The organism is Streptosporangium sp. NPDC000095, assembly GCF_042899335.1.
Lineage (GTDB): Bacteria > Actinomycetota > Actinomycetes > Streptosporangiales > Streptosporangiaceae > Streptosporangium.
Genome location: NZ_JBIAZS010000001.1, coordinates 245,714 through 267,629, shown reverse-complemented (window position 1 = coordinate 267,629; position 21,916 = coordinate 245,714). Strand labels below are relative to the sequence as shown.

At 73.1% G+C, this 21,916-nt stretch carries 5 protein-coding genes; all 5 read right to left on the bottom strand.

All coding sequences use genetic code 11. The features are described 5' to 3' along the window. Positions 1-249: 249 nt before the first annotated feature. A complete protein-coding gene (locus ACFY3V_RS00990) occupies positions 250-459 on the bottom strand; it encodes an MbtH family NRPS accessory protein (RefSeq protein WP_350948187.1) in 210 nt (69 codons plus the stop codon). After that, positions 456-6,098 (bottom strand): SDR family NAD(P)-dependent oxidoreductase, encoded by a 5,643-nt coding sequence (locus tag ACFY3V_RS00985; RefSeq protein ID WP_389768733.1) that lies wholly within the window; start codon positions 6,096-6,098, stop codon positions 456-458. Before ACFY3V_RS00985 ends, ACFY3V_RS00990 begins: the two co-directional genes overlap by 4 nt. A 202-nt stretch (positions 6,099-6,300) precedes the next feature. Then, positions 6,301-11,532, bottom strand: a complete 5,232-nt coding sequence (locus ACFY3V_RS00980) for an amino acid adenylation domain-containing protein (protein ID WP_389768730.1) — start codon at positions 11,530-11,532, stop codon at positions 6,301-6,303. Positions 11,533-11,841: 309 nt separating this feature from the next. Continuing rightward, complete coding sequence (locus tag ACFY3V_RS00975; RefSeq protein WP_389768727.1) at positions 11,842-15,027, bottom strand: amino acid adenylation domain-containing protein; 3,186 nt, start codon at positions 15,025-15,027, stop codon at positions 11,842-11,844. Further along, positions 15,024-21,908: an amino acid adenylation domain-containing protein gene (locus tag ACFY3V_RS00970; RefSeq protein ID WP_389768724.1), complete on the bottom strand. Its 6,885-nt coding sequence runs from the start codon at positions 21,906-21,908 to the stop codon at positions 15,024-15,026. Before ACFY3V_RS00970 ends, ACFY3V_RS00975 begins: the two co-directional genes overlap by 4 nt. Positions 21,909-21,916 lie beyond the last annotated feature (8 nt).

Genomic DNA, 21,916 nt, shown 5'->3' with positions numbered 1-21,916 from the left:
GCCCTCGCCGCCCTCGCCGCCCTCGCCGCCCTCGCCGCCCTCGTTTTCGCGAGGGCCGATGCCCGGACCACCGGGGGAAGCGGGACATCCGAGATGCGCCGACCGGTGCGGATCGACCGGTCGGCGCGCTCGTCGGTATGAGCACGCCGATGTCGTGGACGGCGGACTCGGGTTCGAAGCGGGCGGGAACCACGTTCGTTCCCGCCCGGAACCCGGAGGAGAACGGGAAGACGTCCGCCCCCTATTCGGTCATCCCGCCCCTCCCGCGTTCATCGCCTCGCGCAGGCTGCGCGGACGCATGTCGGTCCAGACCTGCTCGATGTGGGCCAGGCACTCGTCCTTGGTGCCGGTGAAGCCCGCGTCGTGCCAGCCGTCCGGATTGTCGCGGCCCGAGGGCCAGATGGAGTACTGCTCCTCGTCGTTGAGGACGACCTTGGTGTCGGGAAGGGATTCGGTCACTGCTGCTCACTCCTGCGGGGGAGACGGGGGATCGTGGACTGGGTGGACTGGTTCGCGGCCGGGGCGGTCTCCGCCGCCGGCGTGGTGGCACGGGCCTGCTCGATCAGCGAGGTGACCCCGGCCACCGTGGGCTCCTCGAAGAGGCTGCGCATCGGCAGCCGCACGCCGAGCTCCTTGCGGATGAGGGCGATGAGCTGCACGGCGATGAGCGAGTTGCCGCCGAGCTCGAAGAAGTCGTCGTCGACGCCGATGCGCTCGCCGCCGAGCACCTCGCTCCACAGCCGGGCGATGGCGGCCTCGACCTCACCGCGCGGCGCCACGTAGTCGTCGGTCGCCGGGCCGGTACGGGGACGGTCCGACACGGCGGCCGGGTCCAGCTCCGTCTCGACCGTCTCCTGGGTGACCGACCCGACACCGGCCAGGTAGGCGGCGATCGGGGTCGCGGCGATCACCACCTGCGCGCCGAGCGGGGTGGCGAGCAGCCGGTGGAACGCCTCGGCGCCCTCGGCGGGGCGGATGCCGACCGCGTCGGGTCCTCCGGCGGCCGTCGTGACCTGGCCGCCGGAGTCGGGGGCGGCGACGGTGCCGGTGCCGGCCCGCTGGGCTCCGGCGTCGGCCGTCACCCCGGCCACCACGGCGTCGGTGTTGATGCGGCGCAGCACGTAGTCGGAGATCTCGGTGACGATCGTGCCTTCGGAGTCGATGAGCGTCACGTCGACCGCGAGCACCTCGTCGGTGCCGCTGTCGCGGAAGCGCATGTGGCTCCAGAACCTGCCGGGCAGCCGGTCCCTGACGGTGATGCGGCCGTAGCCGAGCGGCAGGTAGTGGCCGACGACGTCGACCCAGGTGAAGGAGGTGGCGCTGTCGAGCAGTGCCGGGTGCAGGCCCCAGCCGTCCAGGTCCTCGGACAGCTCCTCGGGCAGATCGAACAGTCCCAGGGCCTCGTTCTGGCCGATGTACCACTTCTGCATGTGACCCCAGTGGGGGCCGAGCGTGAGCAGCCCGGACAGCGGCACCCCGCCCTGCTCGTCGGACGCGAGGGTGCAGCGGTCGATGATCGCCGCCACGTCGGCGTGCCCGGCGGATCCGGCGTCGACCTTGGCCGCGGTGCCGCGCGCGTGGGTGCGCTGCTCGCCGCCGATGACGCTGCGCACCTGGAAGTCGGCGCCGTCCGTCTCGGTGCTGAACGTCACGCGTATCTCGGCGGAGGCGCCGTCGGCCACCGAGAGCGGTTCGACGAACACCACGTCGCGCAGCTCGATGGCGCCGGTGCCGGGCAGCACCACCTCTCCGGCACAGCGGGCCAGCTCCAGGTGACCGGTGCCGGGCAGCACCGGCACCCCGGAGATGCGGTGCCCGTCGAGCGCCCAGTGGGTGTCGGGGGAGAGGTTGCCCCCGGCCCAGCCGAGCCCTTCGCCGTCGGCCTCGTGCCAGGCGGACAGCACGGGGTGGTCCACGGCCCTGATCCGGTCGCCGCGCTGCAGCGCCACGAACCCGGCGGGCGCGGCGACCTCGGCCGCCATGCCGACCTCGAGCCACTTGCCCCAGTTGGCGGAGACGACCGTGGCCGCGCCCCAGCCGTGCTCGCCCCTGGCGTGCGCGTCGAGGAAGTTGTTGGCCGCGCAGTAGTCGACCTGGCCGAATCCGCCCGCGACCGCGGTGATCGACGAGCAGAGCACGACGGCCTCCAGGTCGAGGTCGCCGAAGGCCTCGTGCAGCGCGAGCGTGCCGACCACCTTGGGTGCGAGCACCTCTTCGGCGGCGGCCCGCTCCTTGATCTCGGCCATGCCGCCGCCGGGCAGTCCCGCGGCGTGCACGATCACGTCCACCCGGCCGAACCCGGCGATCGTCTCCTCCCGCACCCTGCGCATGTCGGCGGGGGAGGTGACGTCGGCGGCGAGCACCAGGACCTCGGCCCCGGCCTCCTCCATCCTGCGGATCGCGGCGATCGCCCGGCCCGCGCGGCCGGTCTCGTGCGCGTCCCACTCCGCCCGGTCGGGCAGCCCGGTCCTGGACAGCAGGACCAGCCGTACCCGGGCCCGCGCGGCGAGGTCCTCGGCGAGCGAGACACCGATGCCACCCAGGCCGCCGGTGATCAGGTAGACCTGTCCGTCCCGGGGGCCCGCCTGCCCGCCGACCTCCGGTGAGGATGTCCCGGCCGCGGACACCTCCAGCTGCTCGTAGTGCTGCAGCCAGCGGCGGCCACCCCTGATGCTCACGGTGGGCAGCAGTCCCGCCTCGTCCGGTTCCGGCCTCCTGCCCAGCTCCGCGGCGGCGTGCCTGACCCAGTCGCGTCCCTCGACGTCGACGTGGCGCACCCGCAGCCACGGCGTCTCCAGCGGCACCACCCGGGGGAACCCGGCGAGGGTCGCGTGCTCGGGGCGGAGCAGGTCGCCGCCGGTGACGTCCTGTGCCCCCGAGGTGAGCAGGGTCAGCTCCACCCCGCCGGTGGAGTCGGCGGGCTGCGCCGAGGTCAGCGCCTGCACCAGCGCGAGCACGCTGAAGAAGCCGCGGTCCTGCGCCCGCCAGGTCCCCTCGGCACCGGCGGCCGGCTCATCGCCGACGGTCCACGCGTGGACCACCCGCCCCGGCACCTCGCCCACGGCCGCCAGCAGCGCGTCGTAGTCGGCGCGCTCGGCGGGACGGACGGTGTAGACGCCGTCGGAGCGCTCCGCGGAGAACCCGTCGCCCGGCCTCACCTCGACCACCTCGGCCCCCGTCGCGCGCAGCGCGTCCACCAGGGCGGCCGAGCCGTCGTCGGCGAAGACCAGGGCGCGGGTGACCGGCGACAGGGGCGCCGGCCCCGGCGGGACCTGCCGCCACACCGGCACGCTGAACCAGCGGTCCAGCGGCAGGTCCTCCTCGACCGGCGCGTGGTTGGCCACGCCGCCGACGAACGCCCCGTGCGGGTCGGGGTCGATCCAGGCGCGCCGGCGCTCCCACGGGTAGGTCGGCAGCGAGACCCGGTGCCCCTCCTCGCTGAACGCCTCCAGCGCGACACCGTTCACCCACAGGGTGCCGTACGCGGCCGACAGCACGCCCACGTCGCCGGCGGCGTCCTTGGGGCCGGGCAGGGAGGGCAGCGGCGCGACCGCGCCCGGCGGGGTCTGCGCCCTGGCGAGCCCCGCCAGCTGCTTGCCGGGGCCGCACTCGATCATGATCCAGTCGCCCTCGGCGAGCAGGGCCGTCACGCAGTCGCCGAACAGCACCGGCTCGCGCATGTGCCGCGCCCAGTACGACGGGTCCGTCGCCTCGGCCGCGGTGATCCAGGTGCCGGTCACGTTCGACAGGAACGGCAGGCTCGGTGCCGACCGCTCGACACCGGCGACCAGCGCGCGGAACTCACCCAGGATCGGGTCCATCATCGAGGAGTGGAAGGCGTGCGAGGTACGCAGCTCCATCCGGCCGATCCCCTCCTCCTCCAGCATGTCCGCCAGCTCGGCGATCGAGGCACCAGGACCGGCCACCACACACGTCCCGGGGCCGTTGACGGTCGCCACCGACACGTCGTCGGGCAGCAGCGGCCCGATCTCGTCCGGTGCGAGCTGCACGGCGAGCATCGCTCCGGCGGGCATGCTCTGCACCAGGCGTCCCCTCGCGGCCACCAGCCGCAACGCGTCCGGCAGGCTGAAGACCCCGGCCACGGTCGCCGCGACGTACTCGCCGATGCTGTGGCCGATCATCCCGGCGGGCTCGACGCCCAGCGAGCGCCAGAGCGCGGCCAGGGCGTACTCCACGGTGAACAGGGCGGGCTGGGTCAGCGCCGTCTGCCGCAGCCGCTCGCCGGCCTCCTCGCCGGTGGCGAAGATCAGCTCACGCAGGTCCTCGCCCAGCACGGATCGCAGGATCTCGGCGCACTCGTCGACCGCGTCCCTGAAGACCTCCTCGGCGCGGTACAGCTCGGCGCCCATGCCCGCGTACTGCGACCCCTGCCCCGAGAACAGGAACGCGATGCTCGGGGTGCGCCGGGAGGCGGCACCGGAGATCGTCCGCTTGGGGTCGCGGAGCGCGGCGATCGCGTCGGCGACGTCGGAGGCGACCACCGCGCTCCTGCGCGACAGTTCCCTGCGCCCCACCCGCAGGGTGTGGGCGACATCGGCCAGGTCGACGCCGGGGTGGGCCTCCAGGTGCGCGGCGAGGCGCTCGGAGGCGGCGGCGAGCGCGGTGTCGGTCCTGCCCGACAGCCGCAGCAGGTGCGCCGGGCGGGGGTCACGCTCCTCGCGGACCGGTGCCGGAGCCTCCTCCAGCACGATGTGCGCGTTGGTGCCGCCGATGCCGAACGAGCTGACGCCCGCGCGCCGGGGGAAGCCGTTGCGCTCCCACTTGGTGGGCGTCCCCGTCACGTAGAACGGGCTCCTGGGGAAGTCGATCTTCGGGTTGGGGCTCTCGTAGTGCAGCGTGGGCGGGATCAGACCGTTCTCCAGGGCGAGCACCGCCTTGATGATGCTCGCGATGCCCGCCGACTGGCCCAGGTGTCCGATGTTGCTCTTGACCGAGCCGATGCCGCACCACTGGGTGTCGTCGGTGTCCTGGCCGAACACGCTGCTCAGCGCCGCGACCTCGATCGGGTCGCCCAGCGCGGTGCCCGTGCCGTGCGCCTCGACGTAGGTGACCGTGCGCGGGTCGACCCCGCCCACCCCGAGCGCCTGGGCGATCACCGCGGCCTGGCCGTCCATGCTGGGCGCGGAGAACCCGACCTTGCCCGCGCCGTCGTTGTTGATCGCGTTGCCCAGGATGACGGCCCGGACGTTGTCGCCGTCCTCGATCGCCTCCGACAGCCGCTTCAGCACGATCACACCGCCGCCGCTGCCCCAGATCGTCCCGGCCGCCTTGGCGTCGAAGGCCCTGCAGTGGCCGTCGGGGGAGACGATGCCGTCCTCGTCGTACACATATCCCTGGCCCTGCGGCAGGTCGAGCATCGCGCTGCCCGCCAGGGCCATGTCGCACTCGCCGTTGCGCAGGGCCTCGGCGGCGACGTGGATCGCGACCAGCGAGGTCGAGCACGCGGTGTGCAGGGTGTAGCTCGGGCCGCGCAGGTCCAGTTTGTACGACGACAGCGTGGCGCAGTAGTCGACGTGGTTGCCGACCATGACGGCGAGCCAGCCCGCGTTCGCGTGGGCCTGCGCGTTGCTCCTGATGTTGATCCACTGGTAGAAGTCCGAGCCGGAACCGGCGTAGACGCCGATCTCGCCCGGATACCTGAACGGGTCGTAGCCCGCGTCCTCCAGGGCGGTGTGCGACAGTTCGAGGAAGAGCCGGTGCTGCGGGTCCCGGATCTCCGCCTCCCTGATCGACATGCCGAAGAACGCGGCGTCGAACCCCTGGTGGTCGTCGAGCATCATCGCGGCCGGTACGAAGTCGGGGTCGTCGAGAACGTGGTCGGGCACGCCGAGCGCGCGCTGTTCCTCACGGGTGAAGTGCGTCAGCGACTCGACGCCGTCGGCGAGGTTGCGCCAGAACTGCCTGGCGTCCCCGGCTCCGGGCACCCGGCACGAAAGGCCGATGATCGCGATCGGTTCGACGGTGGGCTCCTCGGCCATGCGGGGGTCCCTTTCTTCCTTGCCGGTCGCGGTCGGCTCCGGCGCGGGGGGTTGGACGGGCATCAACTCGGTCTCCGGCGGGGTCGCCGGTTCGGTCACCGGCTCGACGGTCTGCCGGGGCGCCGGTCGGGTCAGCGGGTCGGTTCGTGGCTCGGGTCGCGGTGCGGGACGTCGTGCGGTCGCCGGTCGGGGCGCCGCCCCGGTCGCGGGAGAGGGCGGGGGGGACGGGGTCCGGTCCGGCCGCGAGGGCCGGAGGGGGCGGACGTCGGTTCGAGGTCGGATACGGGGGATCGTGCGGTTGTCAGCTCGGCTTCCTTGAGCGGTCCTTGAGGCGGTCTCGCCGCACGGCGAGCCGCCGTGCGGCGCGGTCGAGGCCGGCGGTGGGGCCTGCGCCGTCGAGGTGCGCGGCGAGGGCGCGGATGGTCGGGTGGCGGAACAGGTCCACGATCGGGATCTCCCTGCCGAGGGCCTTGCCCAGGCGGGCCTGGACGGCGGCGATCGCGAGCGAGTGGCCGCCGATCTCGAAGAAGTTGTCGGCCGCCCCCACCCGAGGCACGCCGAGCACGGCCCGCCACACCTCGGCCACGGCCCGCTCGGTCGGGCCGGACACCTCCCCGCCCGCCTCGCCTCCCGGCCGGGACACGGGCCGGCGCAGCGCGGCGCGGTCGACCTTGCCGTTGGGGGTGAGCGGGAGCGCGGGAACCACGAACACCTCGGCGGGCACCGCGTGCTCGGGCAGTACCGCGCGCAGGTGGTCGAGCAGCCCCGGCGGGGCCGGACCCGGCCTGCGCGGCACCGCGTAGGCGTGCAGCACCGTCTCGCGCCGCTCGTCCCGGTCGGCCACCGCGACGGCGGCGCGGACCTCGGGGTGGGCCGACAGGGCCGCCTCCACCTCGCCCAGCTCCACCCGGAAGCCGCGGATCTTCACCTGGTCGTCGCGCCGTCCGGCGATCGTCACGGTCCCGTCGGGGTTGAGGCGGCCGAGGTCGCCGGTGGCGAAGGCGTCACCGGTGAAGCGGAGCCGGGTGAGTTCGGCGTCGAGATAGCCGTTCGCCAGGTTGGCGCTGCGGACGACCACCTCGCCCAGCTCACCCACCCCGGCCCGGCCACCGTGCTCGGCGGTCACGACCAGCTCGCTGCCCTCGATGCCGCGTCCGGCGGGGACGGGTTCGGCGCTCTCACGCACCCCGGTGGGGATCTCGTACCAGGCGTGGGCCTGCGGGGTCTCGGTGGTGCCGTAGAAGGCCACCAGCCGGGCGGCGGGGACGAGGCGGCGCAGCCGCGCGGCGTCGGCGTGGGTGAGCCGGTCGCCGCCGGTCGCCACCAGCCGCACCTCGGGCAGCACCGCGCCGGTCCCGCAGAGCATCCTGGCCAGCTGCGGGGTGAGGTGCGCCACGGTGACGCGGTGCTCGCGCAGCCACGCGACCAGTCGGACGGGGTCGCGGAGCAGTTCGCCCTCCGGCACGCACAGCCGGGCGCCGGTGGCGAGCGGTACGAACACGTCGCGCAGCGCGGGGTCGTGCGCCAGGCCCGACAGCAGGGCGAAGCGATCGGCGGGGGTCACCGCGAAGGTCGCCGCGTACCAGGCGACGAAGTGGGCGAGCGGCCCCTCACCGGTCACCACCGGCTTGGGGTCGCCGGTGGTCCCCGAGGTGAGCGAGAGGTAGCCCCGCTCGGGGTGCGGCGTGGTTCCCGGGGGCGAGGTCTCCGGGAGCGCGATCTCCGGAAGACCCGACAGAGGGGGCGCGCCCGGACAGCGCAGTGCCGCCACGGCGCCGGCGGCGGCGGCCTGGCGGGCCAGCACCGGAGCCGGGTGCGCCGGGTCGAGGATCACCCAGCGGGCCCCGGCGGCCAGCACTCCCAGCAGCAGCCCGGGAAGCTCGGGGACCCGCGCGGCGAGCACCGCGACCGCCTGGCCGGGTTGCACCCCGGCCGCGCGCAGTGCCGAGGTCGTACGGTGGCGCAGCATGGTGAGCTCCGCGTGTCCCAGGGTCCGCCCCGCTCCCTCCACCACGACGTCGCCGTGCAGGGTGTCCAGCGGCCCGGGACCGTCCCAGACGGGCAGCGCGGCGGCCGGTTCCCCCGGGGTGAGCCGGGCCTCGCGCGCCGCCTGTCCCGGGTCGGCGAGCAGGTCGCCCAGCAGGTGCGCGTAACCGGCCAGCAGGGCGTCCATCCTGGCGGCGGAGAACAGGTCGGGATTGTAGACGAGCTGCAGGGCGTATCCGTCGCCGCGCTCGCTGACGTACATCGTCAGGTCGAACAGCGCGCCAGGCAGCCCGGCGGGCAGCGGTTCGGTCACGCACCCGGGCAGGTCCAGCTTGGCTTCGGCGAAGTTGTACATGTTGAACAGCACCTGCGTCACCGGGTTGCGTCCCAGGTCGCGCGGGACGCGCAGCGCCTCCACGACGCGCTCCAGCGGTACGTCGCCGTGGGAGACGACCTCGGCGAGCTCGTCGCGGCAGCGCCTCACGTGCTCCTCGAACGAGACCCCGGGGTCCTGACGCAGCCGTAGCGGCAGCATTCGCACGCACATGCCGATCAGCGACTCGAACGCGACGTGCCCCCGGTCGGCGTACGGGGTGCCGACGAGCAGGTCCCGCTGCCCGGACAGCCTGGAGAGCAGCTGCGCGAAGGCGGCGAGCAGCACCGGGTACGGGGTGACCCCCAGCCGGACCGCGAGCCTCCTGACACGATCTGCGGTCTCGGTGTCAATCTCCGCTGTTCGGAGCGCTCCAAAAAAAGTCTGGACGGGAGGGCGCGGGGTGTCTCTGGGCAGGTCGAGCACCATCGGGGCGTCCCTCAGGTGCTCACGCCACCAGTCGACCCCGTCGCCGTCCGACCGCTCCCTCGCCCAGCGCGCGTAGTCGGCGAAGGACGCACCCGTCGGCCCCTGGAGGTCGCCGCGGTAGGCGGCACTCAGGTCCCGGTAGAAGACGTCCTGGGACCAGCCGTCGAAGACGATGTGATGCGCGGTCACCGCGAGCACGTGGTCGTCGTCGGCCAGCCGGATCAGCCTGGCCCGCAGCAGCGGATCGCGCGCCAGGTCGAACCGGGTCCGCGCCTCCGTCTCCAGAATCGTTTCAAGAGCTTTCTGCAGTGCGGTCTCCAGAGCCGCCTCCGGTGTGCTCTCCGGAGCGGTCTTCAGCGTGGTCTCAGGAACCGCTTCCGGCTCGCGCTCCGAAGCCGGTTTCGACGTGCTCCCCGGAGTCGTCTCCGGAGCGGCCTCGGGATGGGCGAGCGCCGAGAGGTCGTCGAGCGGGAGCGGCACCTCGCCCGGCGGGACGACCGACACGTGGGGCACGCCGTCGCGGGAGGTGATCCGCCAGCGCAGCGTCTCGTGCCTCGCCACCACCGACTCCAGGGCGCTGCGCAGCGCGCCGTGGTCCAGCGGGCCGCGTAGGCGCTCGGCCATCGCGATGTTGTGGGCGGGGGTGTCGGGGGCGAGCCGCTCCACGAACCACATGCGTCGTTGCGCGGGCGACAGCGTGGGGGGCGCCGAGCCCGCCGAGCTCGCCGAAGTCCTCGCCGACGGGGTCTCTCCCGCCGGCGCGGCGTCCCGCGCGCCGGCGTTCTCGACGCCGGACGAGAGGATGTTCTCGACGTCGGAGAAGGGGGCGTTCTCGACACCGGACGAGAGGGCGCCGTAGGTGCGGGCCGTGTAGACGTCCTCGACCGAGACGTCCCTGCCGAGTTCCGCCCTGATGGCCGACACCAGGCGCATCGCCCGCAACGAGTGCCCGCCGCGCTCGAAGAAGTCGTCGTCGGGGCCGGGGGGAGGCGCGTCGAGCACCCGTGCCCAGATCCCCGCCAGCCCCGAGAGCCCGGTCGCGCCGCCGGTCGTACCCCCGGCCGTGTTCCCGGCCGTGTCCCCGTCCCGGCCGCCGGTCGTGTTCCGGGAGGTGCCTGAGGATTGCCCGGCGAGGTCGCGCAGGGCGGCGAGGTCGACCTTGCCCGAGGAGTTCAGCGGCAGGGCGGGCACGTGCACCACGCGGGTGGGCAACATGTAGATCGGCAGCCGTCCCGCGCAGTGCACCCGCAGGGCCGCGAGCCCGGGAGCGTCCAGCGGCGCGACGTAGGCGACCAGCTCGCCTGGGGCGTCGACCACCGCCTGCGTCACCTCTGGGTGCGCCCGCACCACCGACTCGACCTCGCCGATCTCGACCCGCTGTCCCTGGATCTTCACCTGCCGGTCCAGCCGCCCCATGAAGGCGATCCGGCCGTCCGCCTGCCAGGCGACGTGGTCGCCGGTGCGGTAGAGCCGCGCGCCGGGCGCGGACTCGAAGGGGTCGGGTACGAACCTCTCGGCCGTCATGCCGGGCAGGCCCAGGTAGCCGCGGCTCACCTGAGGCCCGCCGATGTACAGCTCGCCGGGGACGCCGACGGGACACTCGCGCATGTCCTCGTCCAGGACGTGCGCCCGGCAGCCGCGCAGGGGGTGCCCGATCGGCAGCGAACGCTCCCAGGTCCCCGACAGCTCGGTGCCGACCACGCAGACGGTCGTCTCCGTGGGGCCGTACCAGTTGTGGAAACGGGTGTGCGCCGACCAGCGGGCCACCTGCTCGGGACCCGGCGGCTCCCCGGCCGTGATCAGGTCACGCAGGTGCGGCAGCCGTGCCGGGTCGACCAGCGGCAGCAGCGCGGGCGGGATGAACCCCCAGGTGACGTCGTGCGCCTCCAGGAACCGCTGCAGCCGCGCCGGGTCGGTCCTGTCCTCGTCCGGCACCAGCTGCACGCAGCCGCCCACGGTGAGCGGCGCGAGCATGTCGAGCACCGAGACGTCGAAGCCGAGCGCGGAGAACGCGATCGACCGGCATGTGCCGTCCAGGCCGAAGTGGGCCGTCGCGGCGGAGGCGAACGCGACCGCGGAGGCGTGGCTCACCACCACGCCCTTGGGCCGCCCGGTCGATCCGGACGTGTACAGAACATAGGCGGCGTTCCCCGGCAGCGCAGGACCGCCGCCGACGTTCTCGCCGCTTCCCGTCCCCGTTACGGCAGAGGGCCCGGAGGCGGTTCCGGAAGTAATTTCGGACACGGCCGCGACGCCCGTCTCCGGCTCGACCAGGGGGCGCCCGCATCCGTCCAGCATCGCGCGGCCGTGGCCGTCGGCCACGACGACCGCGATGCCCGCGTCGTCGAGGACCTCGTCGAGTCGCCGGCGTGGATGCGCGGGGTCGAGTGGGACGTACGCGCCGCCCGCCATCATGATGCCGAGGGCGGCGACGGTCATCAGCGGTGTGCGCCTGGCGCAGAGCCCGACCCGATCCTCAGGGCCCACCCCGAGGGCACGTAATCGCAGCGCGAGCGTGGTGGCGGCGTCGACCAGTTCGCGGTAGGTGAGGCCGGCGTTCCACTGGCGGATCGCCGGCGCGGAGGGCGTACGCGCCGCCTGGGCGACGATCAGGTCGCACAGCAGCGCGTCCGGGGCGATGTGGGGTGGCCCGGTCGTCCAGGCGACGGGCGCGGGAGCCGGTGAGGTGAATGACGGACCGGGCAAAGAGGCGGACGACGAGTCCCCCCGCATCGCTTCGAGCATCCACCCCCCATAGCCCCAAACAGGGTTTTTGCCCTGCCAAGTATTCACAAGCTATAAGCCAGGTCATTCCTATTATTTGCGTCATCGGACAGTCAAGGATTGAAAGTTAAACGTGTGGCGTAATGCCGGTTTCGGCCGTAGGGGAAGATCTTCGAGCGTCGTGACGCTCCGGGATCGCCGCAGTTGGTGGCGATCCGGTGAACGGAAGGTGACCTACCGCTTCCGTGCGTCGTGAAGCGTCTCACTCCGTGGACACCGGCCGTGGCCGGAGGCTACCAAGAGCAAGTGTCCTAAATACCTATTTCGGTCCTAGTTCACCCCGCCGTCATTGTGGTCGTACTCCTCGGCGATCCGCTCGGCCTCCTCGTCCGTGAGCCGGTCGATCTCGGCGGCCAGGCACTCCTCGACCACCAGCGCGAGCCCGCGGACCGAGCGCGTGGTGAACAGGGCGTTGAGCGGCAGGTCGACGCCCACCGTCGAGCAGATCCTGGCGACGACCTTGGTACCGAGCAGCGAGTGCCCGCCGACGTCGAAGAAGTCGTCGTCGATCCCGATGCCGCTCCTGCCCAGCACCTCGCACCAGATCTCGTGCACCAGCTCCTCGCTCGCCGTGCCCGGTCTCGTGGGTGCCGCCGGGACCTCCTCGGAGACGGGGGAGGGCAGCGAGGCGCGGTCGAGCTTGCCGTTGGGCAGCTTCGGGAAATCCCGTACCGGCACGAAGAGGCTCGGCACCATCGTGGCGGGCAGCCGCGTCGCCAGGAACGCCCTGAGCTCCCCGGCCGTCGCCTCCGCGCCCCTCCCGGCGCCCGCGGCCGGGCTCACCCCGGTGCCCGCGCCCGTCTCGGCGTCCGTGTCCATGTCCAGGTACGCGACCAGCGCCCGGCCGCCGGGGGCGTCGTCCCTGACCGCGGCGACCGCCCGGCGCACCCCCGGGTAGGCCGCCAGCGCCGCCTCCACCTCGCCCAGCTCGATCCGCACCCCCCGTACCTTCACCTGGTCGTCCGCGCGTCCGAGGAACTCCAGGGTGCCGTCGGGCAGCCGCCGCACGAGGTCACCCGTCCGGTAGAGACGCCCACCCCGGCCGAACGGGTCGGGGACGAACCGCTCGGCGGTCAGCCCCGGCCGCCCCCGGTAGCCGCGGGCGACCCCGTCGCCGCCCAGGAACAGCTCCCCCACCACACCGGAGGGCACCGGCTCCATCGCCTCGTCCAGCACGTACGCGGTGGTGCCCGCGACCGGCATGCCGATCGACATCGACTCCGTGCCCTTCGGCACCCGGTGCGCGAACGACCAGATCGTCGTCTCCGTCGGCCCGTAGAGGTTCCACAGCTCGTCGGTGACCCGGTGGATCCGCCCGGCGAGCGACACCGGGAGGGGCTCCCCGCCGCTGAACACGCGCGGCAGCCCCGCGGGCAGCCGTTCCAGGATCTCCTCCAGCACCGACGGCGGCGCCTGCACCGTCGTCACCCCCGCCTCCGCCACCAGCTCGCCCAGCCGGCCCGTGCCGTACGGGGGAGCGAGCACCACCGCGCCGCCCGCCGTGAGCGGGCCGAAGATCTCCAGCGCCGCGATGTCGAACGACAGCGAGGTGAGCAGCAGCATCCGCTCCCGCTCGGTGAACCCCAGGGCGGTGACCAGGTTCACCACCCCGCGGTGCGGCACCACCACCCCCTTGGGCACCCCCGTCGACCCCGAGGTGTAGATCACGTAGGCGGGCGAGTCCGGGGAGACGGGGTCGGGGACGAACTCGGACGTTCCGCCCGAGGGCATCGCGTCGAGCAGGATCGCCGGGGGATGGTTGGACGGCAGCCGCTCCACCAGCGTCGCGCGGGTCAGCAGCAGACGGGTCCCCGAGTCGGCCAGCATGAGCCCCAGCCGCTCCTTCGGATACTCCGGGTCGAGCGGCACGTAGCAGCCACCGGTCTTCAGCACCGCGAGCAGCGCCACGATCAGCTCGGCGCTCCTCGGCAGGCACACGGCGACCGGGCTCTCCGCCCCCACCCCGCGCTCGCGCAGCCGCCGGGCCAGCGCGTTCGCCCGCTCCTCAAGCCGCCCGTAGGTGAGCGTCCCCTCCGAGGAGACGACCGCGGGGGCGTCCGGCGTCCGCCGCGCACGCTCGGCGATCAGCTCGTGCAGGCAGCGCTGCGGGTAGGCGGCCTCGGGGCCGTGCCAGGAGGACAGCAGACGGGCACGCTCGGCCCCGTCCAGCAGCGGCAGCCGGGAGATCGGCAGCCCCGGGTCGTCGACGGCCGCGCCGAGCAGCGTCAGGTACGCCGACACCAGGCGGCGGATCGTGTCCTCGTCGAACAGGTCCGTGCTGTACTCGACCCAGCCCTCCAGCCTGCCGTCCGGATTGTGGAGCTCCATGGTGAGATCGGCCTTGGAGGTGCCGTTGCCGTACCGGCCGCGCGCGTCCACCGCGATCTGGTTGAACCCCACCTGGAACAGCGGCGTCCTGCCGGGGTCGCGGGGCGGGCTCACCGCCTCCACGAGCTTCGCGAACGGCACGTTCTGGTGGTCGAACGCCTCGAGCACGGTCGTGCGGACCCGGTCCAGCGCCTCGTCGAACGCGGGGTCGCCGCCCAGGTCGGTGCGGAGCGGCAGCGTGTTGACGAACATGCCGATCAGCGCGTCCAGCTCCGGCAGCTCCCGCCCGGCGACGGGGGAGCCCACCACGACGTCATCGCGCCCGCTCCAGCGCGCCAGCAGCACCGAGAACGCGGTGAGCAGCACCGTGAACGGCGTGGTGTTCCGCCCTCTCGCCAGCGCGCCCACCCGCTCGGTGAGCTCCTCCGGCACCGCGAAGTCCAGCACCGAGCCGGTGTATCTCATCTCCGCGGGGCGCGGCCGGTCGGACGGCAGCTCCAGCGGTACGCTGCCGCGCAACCGCTCCCGCCAGTAGGCCAGGTCGCCGTCCAGTTCGCCGCCGCCCAGCCGGTCGCGCTGCCAGACCGCGTAGTCGGCGTACTGGATCGCCGGCTCGGGCAGCTTGGGGTCGCGGTCCTCGCGCAGCGCCTGGTAGACCTCCACCAGCTCCCGCCACAGGATGGTCGACGACCAGGCGTCGAAGATCGTGTGGTGCAGGACGAGCAGCAGCCGGCACTCCTCGCCGCCCATCGTCACCAGCCGCACCCGCCAGAGCGGGGCCTCGTCCAGCCGGAACGGCGCGCGCGCCTCCCGCGCCGCGACCCGCTCGAACTCCTCGGCCGCCTCCCGTGGGGGCAGCCCGGAAAGGTCGGTCCTGGCCACCGAGACCGGCACCCGGTCCGCGATCGTCTGCACGACCTGCTCGTCACGCAGCTCGAACGACGTCCGCATCGACTCGTGCCTGTTCGCGAGCACCGCCAGAGCCCGCTCCAGGAGATCGGGGTCCACCGGCCGCAGGTCGGTCGCCTCCAGGCGGACGGGGATGTTGTACACGGCCAGGTCCGGCAGGAGCTCGTGCAGGAACCAGATCCGCTCCTGGGCGAACGAGGCGGGAAAGACGTCTGTCACACCTTCTCCTTGAGACACTCACGAAGCTGTTCCGCGATCACGGGCAGGGCGGCGGTCTCGCCCAGGGTGGCCAGCCAGTGCCACTGCTCCAGGGCGTGGCAGAGCCGGTAGAACGCGAGGCGCTCCGGCCAGTCGCCGGGCAGGTCGCCGTACCCCTCAAGCAGGTACCGTCGACGTTCCGCGTCACCCCTGACCGCGAAGTAGTCGGTCCGCGCCAGGTCCATCAGCGGGTCGCCGCCCAGCGCGTTCTCCATGTCGATGACCCCCGTCATCCGCAGCGGGCTACCGGGGCCTTCGCTCCCGGCGACCATGACGTTGCGCTCGTGGAAGTCGTTGTGGCACAGCACGGGCGCGTCGCAGCGCGTCAGGAGGTGGCGGTCGCGCCGCACGTGGGCGCTCAGCTCCGCGTGCAGCTCGGGATCCCCGCCGAACTCGACGAACTGCGCGAGCCTCAGGTCCAGCTGCCCGCCCACGTACGCCTCGTTGGAGCTCTCCTGCGGCCCGTCGATCGGCCCGAACCTCTCCACCCGAACCCCGTGTATCGCCCGCAGCGTGCGGCCCATCTCCCGGTACAGACCCGCGATCTCCACAGCCGAGAGCCCGCCGGAGACCTCCGACAGCGGGCGGCCGGGCACCTTCGTCATCACCGCGTACGCGTGCGGCAGGTCGCGTCGCGAGACGTCCCAGTGCACCATCTCGGGACAGGAGGCGCCGCTGCCGCGCAGCAGCTCGTAGACGCGCACCTCCTTGTGCAGCCGCGCCGTCAGCACATCGGGGTAGATCTTCACGATGAGGTCGCGGTCGGCGCACCTCACCTCGTACACCGCGCTGATCTCCCCGCCGGTGCGCAGCACGACCTCCCGCACCTCCGCGTCCGGGTACGGGGTGCGCAGCAGCACCTGTGCGCGTTCCGGCGACAGCGGCATGGTGATCGCCTTGGCGAACGCGGGGGCGGTCCAGGCCACGCTCACCCGGTTGCCCGCCCGCTCCCGCAGGATCTGGGCGCCGACCAGGTCGTCCGCCGGGGCGTCCGGCATCTCGTCGTCGAACGTCGACAGCACCCGCGTGCGCATCGAGATCAGCACGTGCACCGCGATGCCCAGGCCCAGCACGATGTACATGAGCGCCACGCCACGGCCGGGCCCGACGCCGATCACCGAGCCGACCGTCGGTGCGAGCGCGCCGCCGGGCACCAGCAGCGGGTTGAGCAGTCGCTCGCCCAGTGGCGCGACCACCGCCATGCCGATCGGCAGCGTCGACCACGACACCATCTGGTTGAGGGACTGCACGCGGCCGTGGAAACGCTGGGGCACCTTCGTGTGGATGATCGTCAGGAAGGTGCCGTTCACGATCGACAGGCAGCCCCACAGGCCGAACGCCCCGATGCCCACCACCCACGCCGAGGGCCGCAACCCGGTGATCACCGCGAAGACCGAGAGTCCCAGCGTCGCCAGCATCACCCCGCGCATCCGCCGCCGCTTCGGCCCGCCCCACAGCGCGATCACCATGCCGCCCAGCGCCCCACCCAGGCCGCCGACGAAGGAGATCTGCCCGGCGACGGTCAGCGTGGAGAACGACAGCACCAGCGGGGTTATCGAGAGCAGCAGCGCCGCGAGCATCACGTTGAGCGAGGCGAAGTAGATCATCGCCGCCCGCAGGTGGCGGTTGCCGATCGACATCCGCAATCCCTGCGCGATCTCCTTCGAGAGCGGTTCCCTGGGCGAGTGCGCCATCGTGTCGGGGAAGCGGATGAGCAGCAGGGCGCCCAGCACCAGGAGGAAACTCGCCACGTCGACGACGAGGATGCCGCCCAGGCCGATGCCGGACAGCAGCGCGACGGCCAGCAGCGGTGCGGCGAACTGCGCGGTGCCGATCACCATCTGCACCACCCCGGCCGCGTGCCCCATGTACTCCTTGGGGACGAGCTGGGGGAGCGCGGTGGTGAAGCCGAGCCGCTGGAAGATCAGCGCGATCGACAGGCACGCGGTGAGCGGATAGATGTGCCAGATCTCCAGCGTGCCCGTCCAGAACAGGGCGCCCAGGACGAGCTGGGTGCCCCCGGCCATGCAGTTGCCGAGGATCATCATCGAGCGACGGCTCGACCGGTCGACGATCGCCCCCGCGAGCGGCGCGATCACCACTCCCGGCATGATCGACAACGCGACGAACAGGGCGAAGTCCACCAGTGACCCGGTGGTCAGGTAGATCCACACCGGGATCGCGAAGTCGGTGACCGCGGTGCCCACCATCGACACCAGCTGGAACCCCGCCACCACCAGGAACCGCCGCAGGCTCGGCGGCGGCGCCTTCATCCGTGTCCCGCCCTGTGTCCCGCCCGGTGTCCCGGTCCGCGCCGTGGCTCCGGCCGGTTTCTCCCGAGCGGCCGGTCTCTCCCGTGCGATGGGTCGCTCGGGAGCGGATGCCTCCCTGGGAGCGGTGGTCTCCTCCTTCGTGGCGGACGGTTCCCCGGGCGCGGCGGCGTCCTTCTCCGCATCCGGGGCGGGGGGCAGGACGGAGACCTCCTCGACCCACCAGCCGGCCCCGGGACCCCGCGAGGGCCGGTCGAGCGTGCCGGCCGCGCCGTACCCCATCGCGATGTGGGTGTTGGTCAGGATCTCCGACAGCTCCGCAGCACGATATTTCAGGAAATAGTGGCCCGCCTCGTCCAGGATCACCAGCGCCGTGGTGTCACTCAGGAAGTGCCACTCCCGGTAACGCTCCTGGTAGTAGTCGGTCGTCGGGTCCTGCTCGCCCACCACCGAGATCACCGGTGCCCGCAGCCGCTCCACCCGTTCGGCCAGCACCCGCGTGAAGATCTCCTCCGCGATGAGGGTGTCACGCCGCTGGTTGCGCACCATGAACCGGATCTGCTCGTCGTCGAGCCCGGAGATGTCGGTGCCCATCGACCTCATCCGGTTCTCGTACACCCGGTCGCCGCGCAACCGGTCGTAGCGCGTCAGCCGCGCCAGCGGCCCGGCGATCCTGCCCCTGGGCTTGGCGAACGGGAAGATCGCCCCGATGTACACCGCCTCCAGCGCGCGGCCCCGCTCCTCCAGCCGCCGCGCCACCTCCACCACGAGCGCGCCGCCGATGCCGCAGTGCCCGTACAGGGCGAGGGGGCCCTCGACGTTCTGCAGGATCTCGGTCACGCACAGGTCCGCGACCTCGTCGATCGGCCTGGTCTCCTCGTCGGGCAACCCGGGGTCGTGCCCGGGGAAGGCGAGCGCGTGCAGCGAGCACCCGTCGGGAAGCGCGTCGGCGAGCGGCTGGAAGATCAGCGGACTGCCGCCGCCGTACGGTATGCACACGTACGTCATCAGCGCGGGTCCCGGCCTGGTCAGCTCGTACAGCAGGCTGCGCGGCCCCGCGGGACCCGCGGGCCGCTCCACCAGGGCCGCCAGTTCGCGCACCGTCGGATGCTTGAACAGGTCCATCACCCCGACCGCGCGCCCGCCGACCACCGGCAGCGCCTTGCGCATCCGCGCCACCGCCTGGATCGCGACGAGCGAGTGACCGCCCAACTCGAAGAAGTCACCGTCGGCGCCGACCGACTCCACGTCGAGCAGTTCACGCCAGATGTCGGCGATCGCCCGTTCCACCGGCGTCCGCGGCTCGGCACCTGCTCCCGCCGCCTCGGCAACCCGCCGCTCCGGCGCGGGCAGCGCTCCGCGATCCAGCTTGCCGTTCGGGCTCAGCGGCAGCGCGTCCAGCACCACGAAGGCCGAGGGCACCATGTGCTCGGGCAGCGTCACCTTCAACGCCCGCCGCAACTCCGCCCCGTCCAGCACCGTCCCGCCTGGCGCCGTCCCGCTCGCTCCTGTCTCGCCCGGCGCCGTCCCGTCCGGCGCCCTCCTGTTGGCTGCGGTCCCGCTCGGTTCCGCCCTCGCCGGATCGTCCCCTGTCGTGCCGGCCGTCGCGACGGTGGGCACCACGTACGCGACCAGCCGCCTGTCGCCCGGCGCGCCGTCCTCCCGCACCGTCACCACCGCCTCGCGCACCCCTGCGAGCCCGCGCAGCACCGTCTCGATCTCGCCCAGCTCGATCCGCTGCCCGCGGATCTTCACCTGGTGGTCGATCCGCCCCAGGAACTCGATCGCGCCGTCGCGGCGGAGCCGCACGAGGTCGCCCGTCCGGTACAGGCGTGCCCCCGCCGTCCCGAACGGGTCGGGTACGAACCGCTCCGCCGTCAGGCCGGGCCGGGCGTGATAGCCCACCGCCACCTGCGTCCCGCCGATGTGCAGCTCACCGGGAACCCCGAAGGGCACCGGCCGCAGGTGGCGGTCCAGCACGTACAGCGAGGTGTTCCGCACCGGGTGCCCGATCGGCACCGTCGCGTCACCCGGGCGGCACCGCCACAGGCTCACGTCGATCGCCGCCTCCGTCGGCCCGTACAGGTTGTACAGCCCCGTCCCCGGCAGCCGCGCGAAGAAGCGTTCGGCCACGTGCGCCGTGAGCTCCTCGCCGCTGCACACCACCCGGCGCAGCGACCCGCACGCCTCGACGCCCTCCTCCTCCAGGAACGCCGCGAGCATCGAGGGGACGAAATGCGCCGTCGTCACCCCGCGGTCCACGATCAGGTCCCGCAGGTACGCCGCGTCCCTGTGCCCGCCGGGACGGGCCAGCACCAGCCGCGCGCCCGTCACCAGCGGCCAGAAGAACTCCCACACCGACACGTCGAAACCCGCCGGGGTCTTCTGCACCACCGCGTCGTCGCCGGTCAGCCCGTAGACGTCCTGCATCCAGCCCAGCCGGTTGCGGATGCCCCCGTGCGTGTTGGGCACCCCCTTGGGCCGTCCCGTCGACCCCGAGGTGTAGATCATGTACGCCGCGTCGGCCGAGGTCGCCGACGGCTCCACGGGCGTGTCCGGCCCGTCCAGCGGATCGTCCAGGACGACCGTCGTCATCCCGCCGTCCCGGGGCATCCTCGCGGCCTCCGCATCCGCGAGGGTGTCCACCGAGCCGGCGGGAGGCGCGCCCCCCGGATCCTCGGGGATTACGTCGAGCACCGCCCGCTGCGCGAGCAGCACCGGCACCGCCGCGTCGGCCAGCATGAACGCCAGCCGCTCGGGCGGATACTCCGGATCCAGCGGCACGTACGCACCCCCGGCCTTCACCACCCCCAGCAGCGCCACCACCAGCTCGACCGACCGCTCCGCGCACACCGCCACCAGCGAGCCCGGCCCCACCCCCAGCCCGCGCAGCCGGTGCGCGAGCCGGTTGGCCCGCGCCTCCAGCTGCGCGTACGTCAGGTGTTCGTCCTCGAACTCCAGCGCCACCGCCCCCGGCGTCCTGGCCACCTGCGCCTCGAACATCCCGCCCAGCGTCGCCCCGTCCGGGTACGGCTCCCCGGGACCCGCCGCGCACGCCAGCACCCGGTCCCGCTCCTCGGCGGGAAGGACGTCCAGCTCCGAGATCCGCGCCGCCGGAGTGGCCGTCACCGCTCCCAGCAGCGTCTCCAGCTGCGCGGCCATCCCCTCGATCGTGGCCGCGTCGAACAGGTCGCGGTTGTAGACGAAGAGCCCGCCCATCCCGTCCGGCTGCTCGCTCAGGAACAGCTCCAGGTCGAAACGCGTCGCCCTCGCCTCGAAGTCGAAGGGCTCCACCGACAACCCCGGCCAGCGCGTCCCCTCCCTGCGCCCGTAGCTCTGCAGCGCGAACACCGCCTGGAACACCGGAGACCTGCTCACGTCCCGCTCGATGCCCAGCTCCCCGACCAGCTGCTCGAACGGCAGCTCCTGGTGCTCGTACGCCTCCGTCGTGGTCCGCCTGACCCTCTCCAGCAGCTCCAGGAACCCCGGGTCGCCCGACAGGTCCGCGCGCATCGCGAGCACGTTCACGAACATGCCGATCACGCTCTCCAGCTCCCGCCGGGGGCGCCCGCCCACCGGGGAGCCGATCGCGAAGTCGTCCTGGCGCGCGTACCGGCCGAGCAGCACCTGGTAGGCCGCGAGCAGAACCATGTACAGGGTCGCGCCGGACTCCCGTGCCAGCCGCGTCAGCCCTTCCACCAGTTCCGGTCCCAGCGTGAAACCGTGCGAGGCTCCCGCGAACGTCTGCTCGCCCCGCCGTCGCCCGTCCAGCGGAAGCTCCAGCGGCACCACCCCGGCGAGCCGCGACCGCCAGTAGGCCAGGGCGGCCTCGGAGACCGGCCGTTCCCGCTGCCACAGCGCGTAGTCGCCGTACTGCAACGGCGGCCCGGGAAGCTCCGTCCCCGCGTAGCAGGCCCCCAGCTCGTCGGCGAGGATGTCGGTGGACCAGCCGTCACCACAGATGTGGTGCAGCGCCACCAGCAGCACGTGATCCTCGGCGCCCGCGGTGTCCTCCGCGGTCCCGCCTTCTCTCGGCTTCCCGGCTTTCGCCGCGTCCGGAGCGCCAGGGGGGTCGGCGTTCCCGCCGCCCACCCGTACCAGCAGCGTCCGCAGCAGCGGCCCCCGCGCCAGGTCGAACGGCAGCGCGGCCGCGTCGCTCACCAGCCGTATCGCGGACCGTTCGCCGTCCGCCTCGGCCCTCTCCAGCGGTACCTCGACCCGCTCCTCCACCACCGCGGTCGGGCGCCCGTCCTCGTCGGGGGGGAAACGCGTCCGCAGGCTCTCGTGCCTGGCGACCACCGCCGCGATCGCCCGCTCCAGCGCCGCGACGTCCAGCGGCCCCGTCAACCGCAACGTCATCGGGATCGTGTACGCGGCGGTGCCGGGAGCGAACTGGTCCATGAACCACAGCCGCTCCTGCCCGAAGGACAGCGGCGCCCCCCGCCCCGGGGGGCGACGGGGGATCGTGAACACCGGGTCCGGCGCGCGGCGGCGCAGCCGTTTCTCCAGTAGTGCTCGCTTGGCGTCGGAAAGCTGGGTGCTGCTCAGGGATTGGCCAGGCGAGGACGTCAACGTGGCTC

Excerpts from the sequence above, each read along its gene's own strand:
- ACFY3V_RS00980 (WP_389768730.1), bottom strand. The coding sequence starts at position 11,532 with ATGCTCGAAGCGATGCGGGGGGACTCGTCGTCCGCCTCTTTGCCCGGT.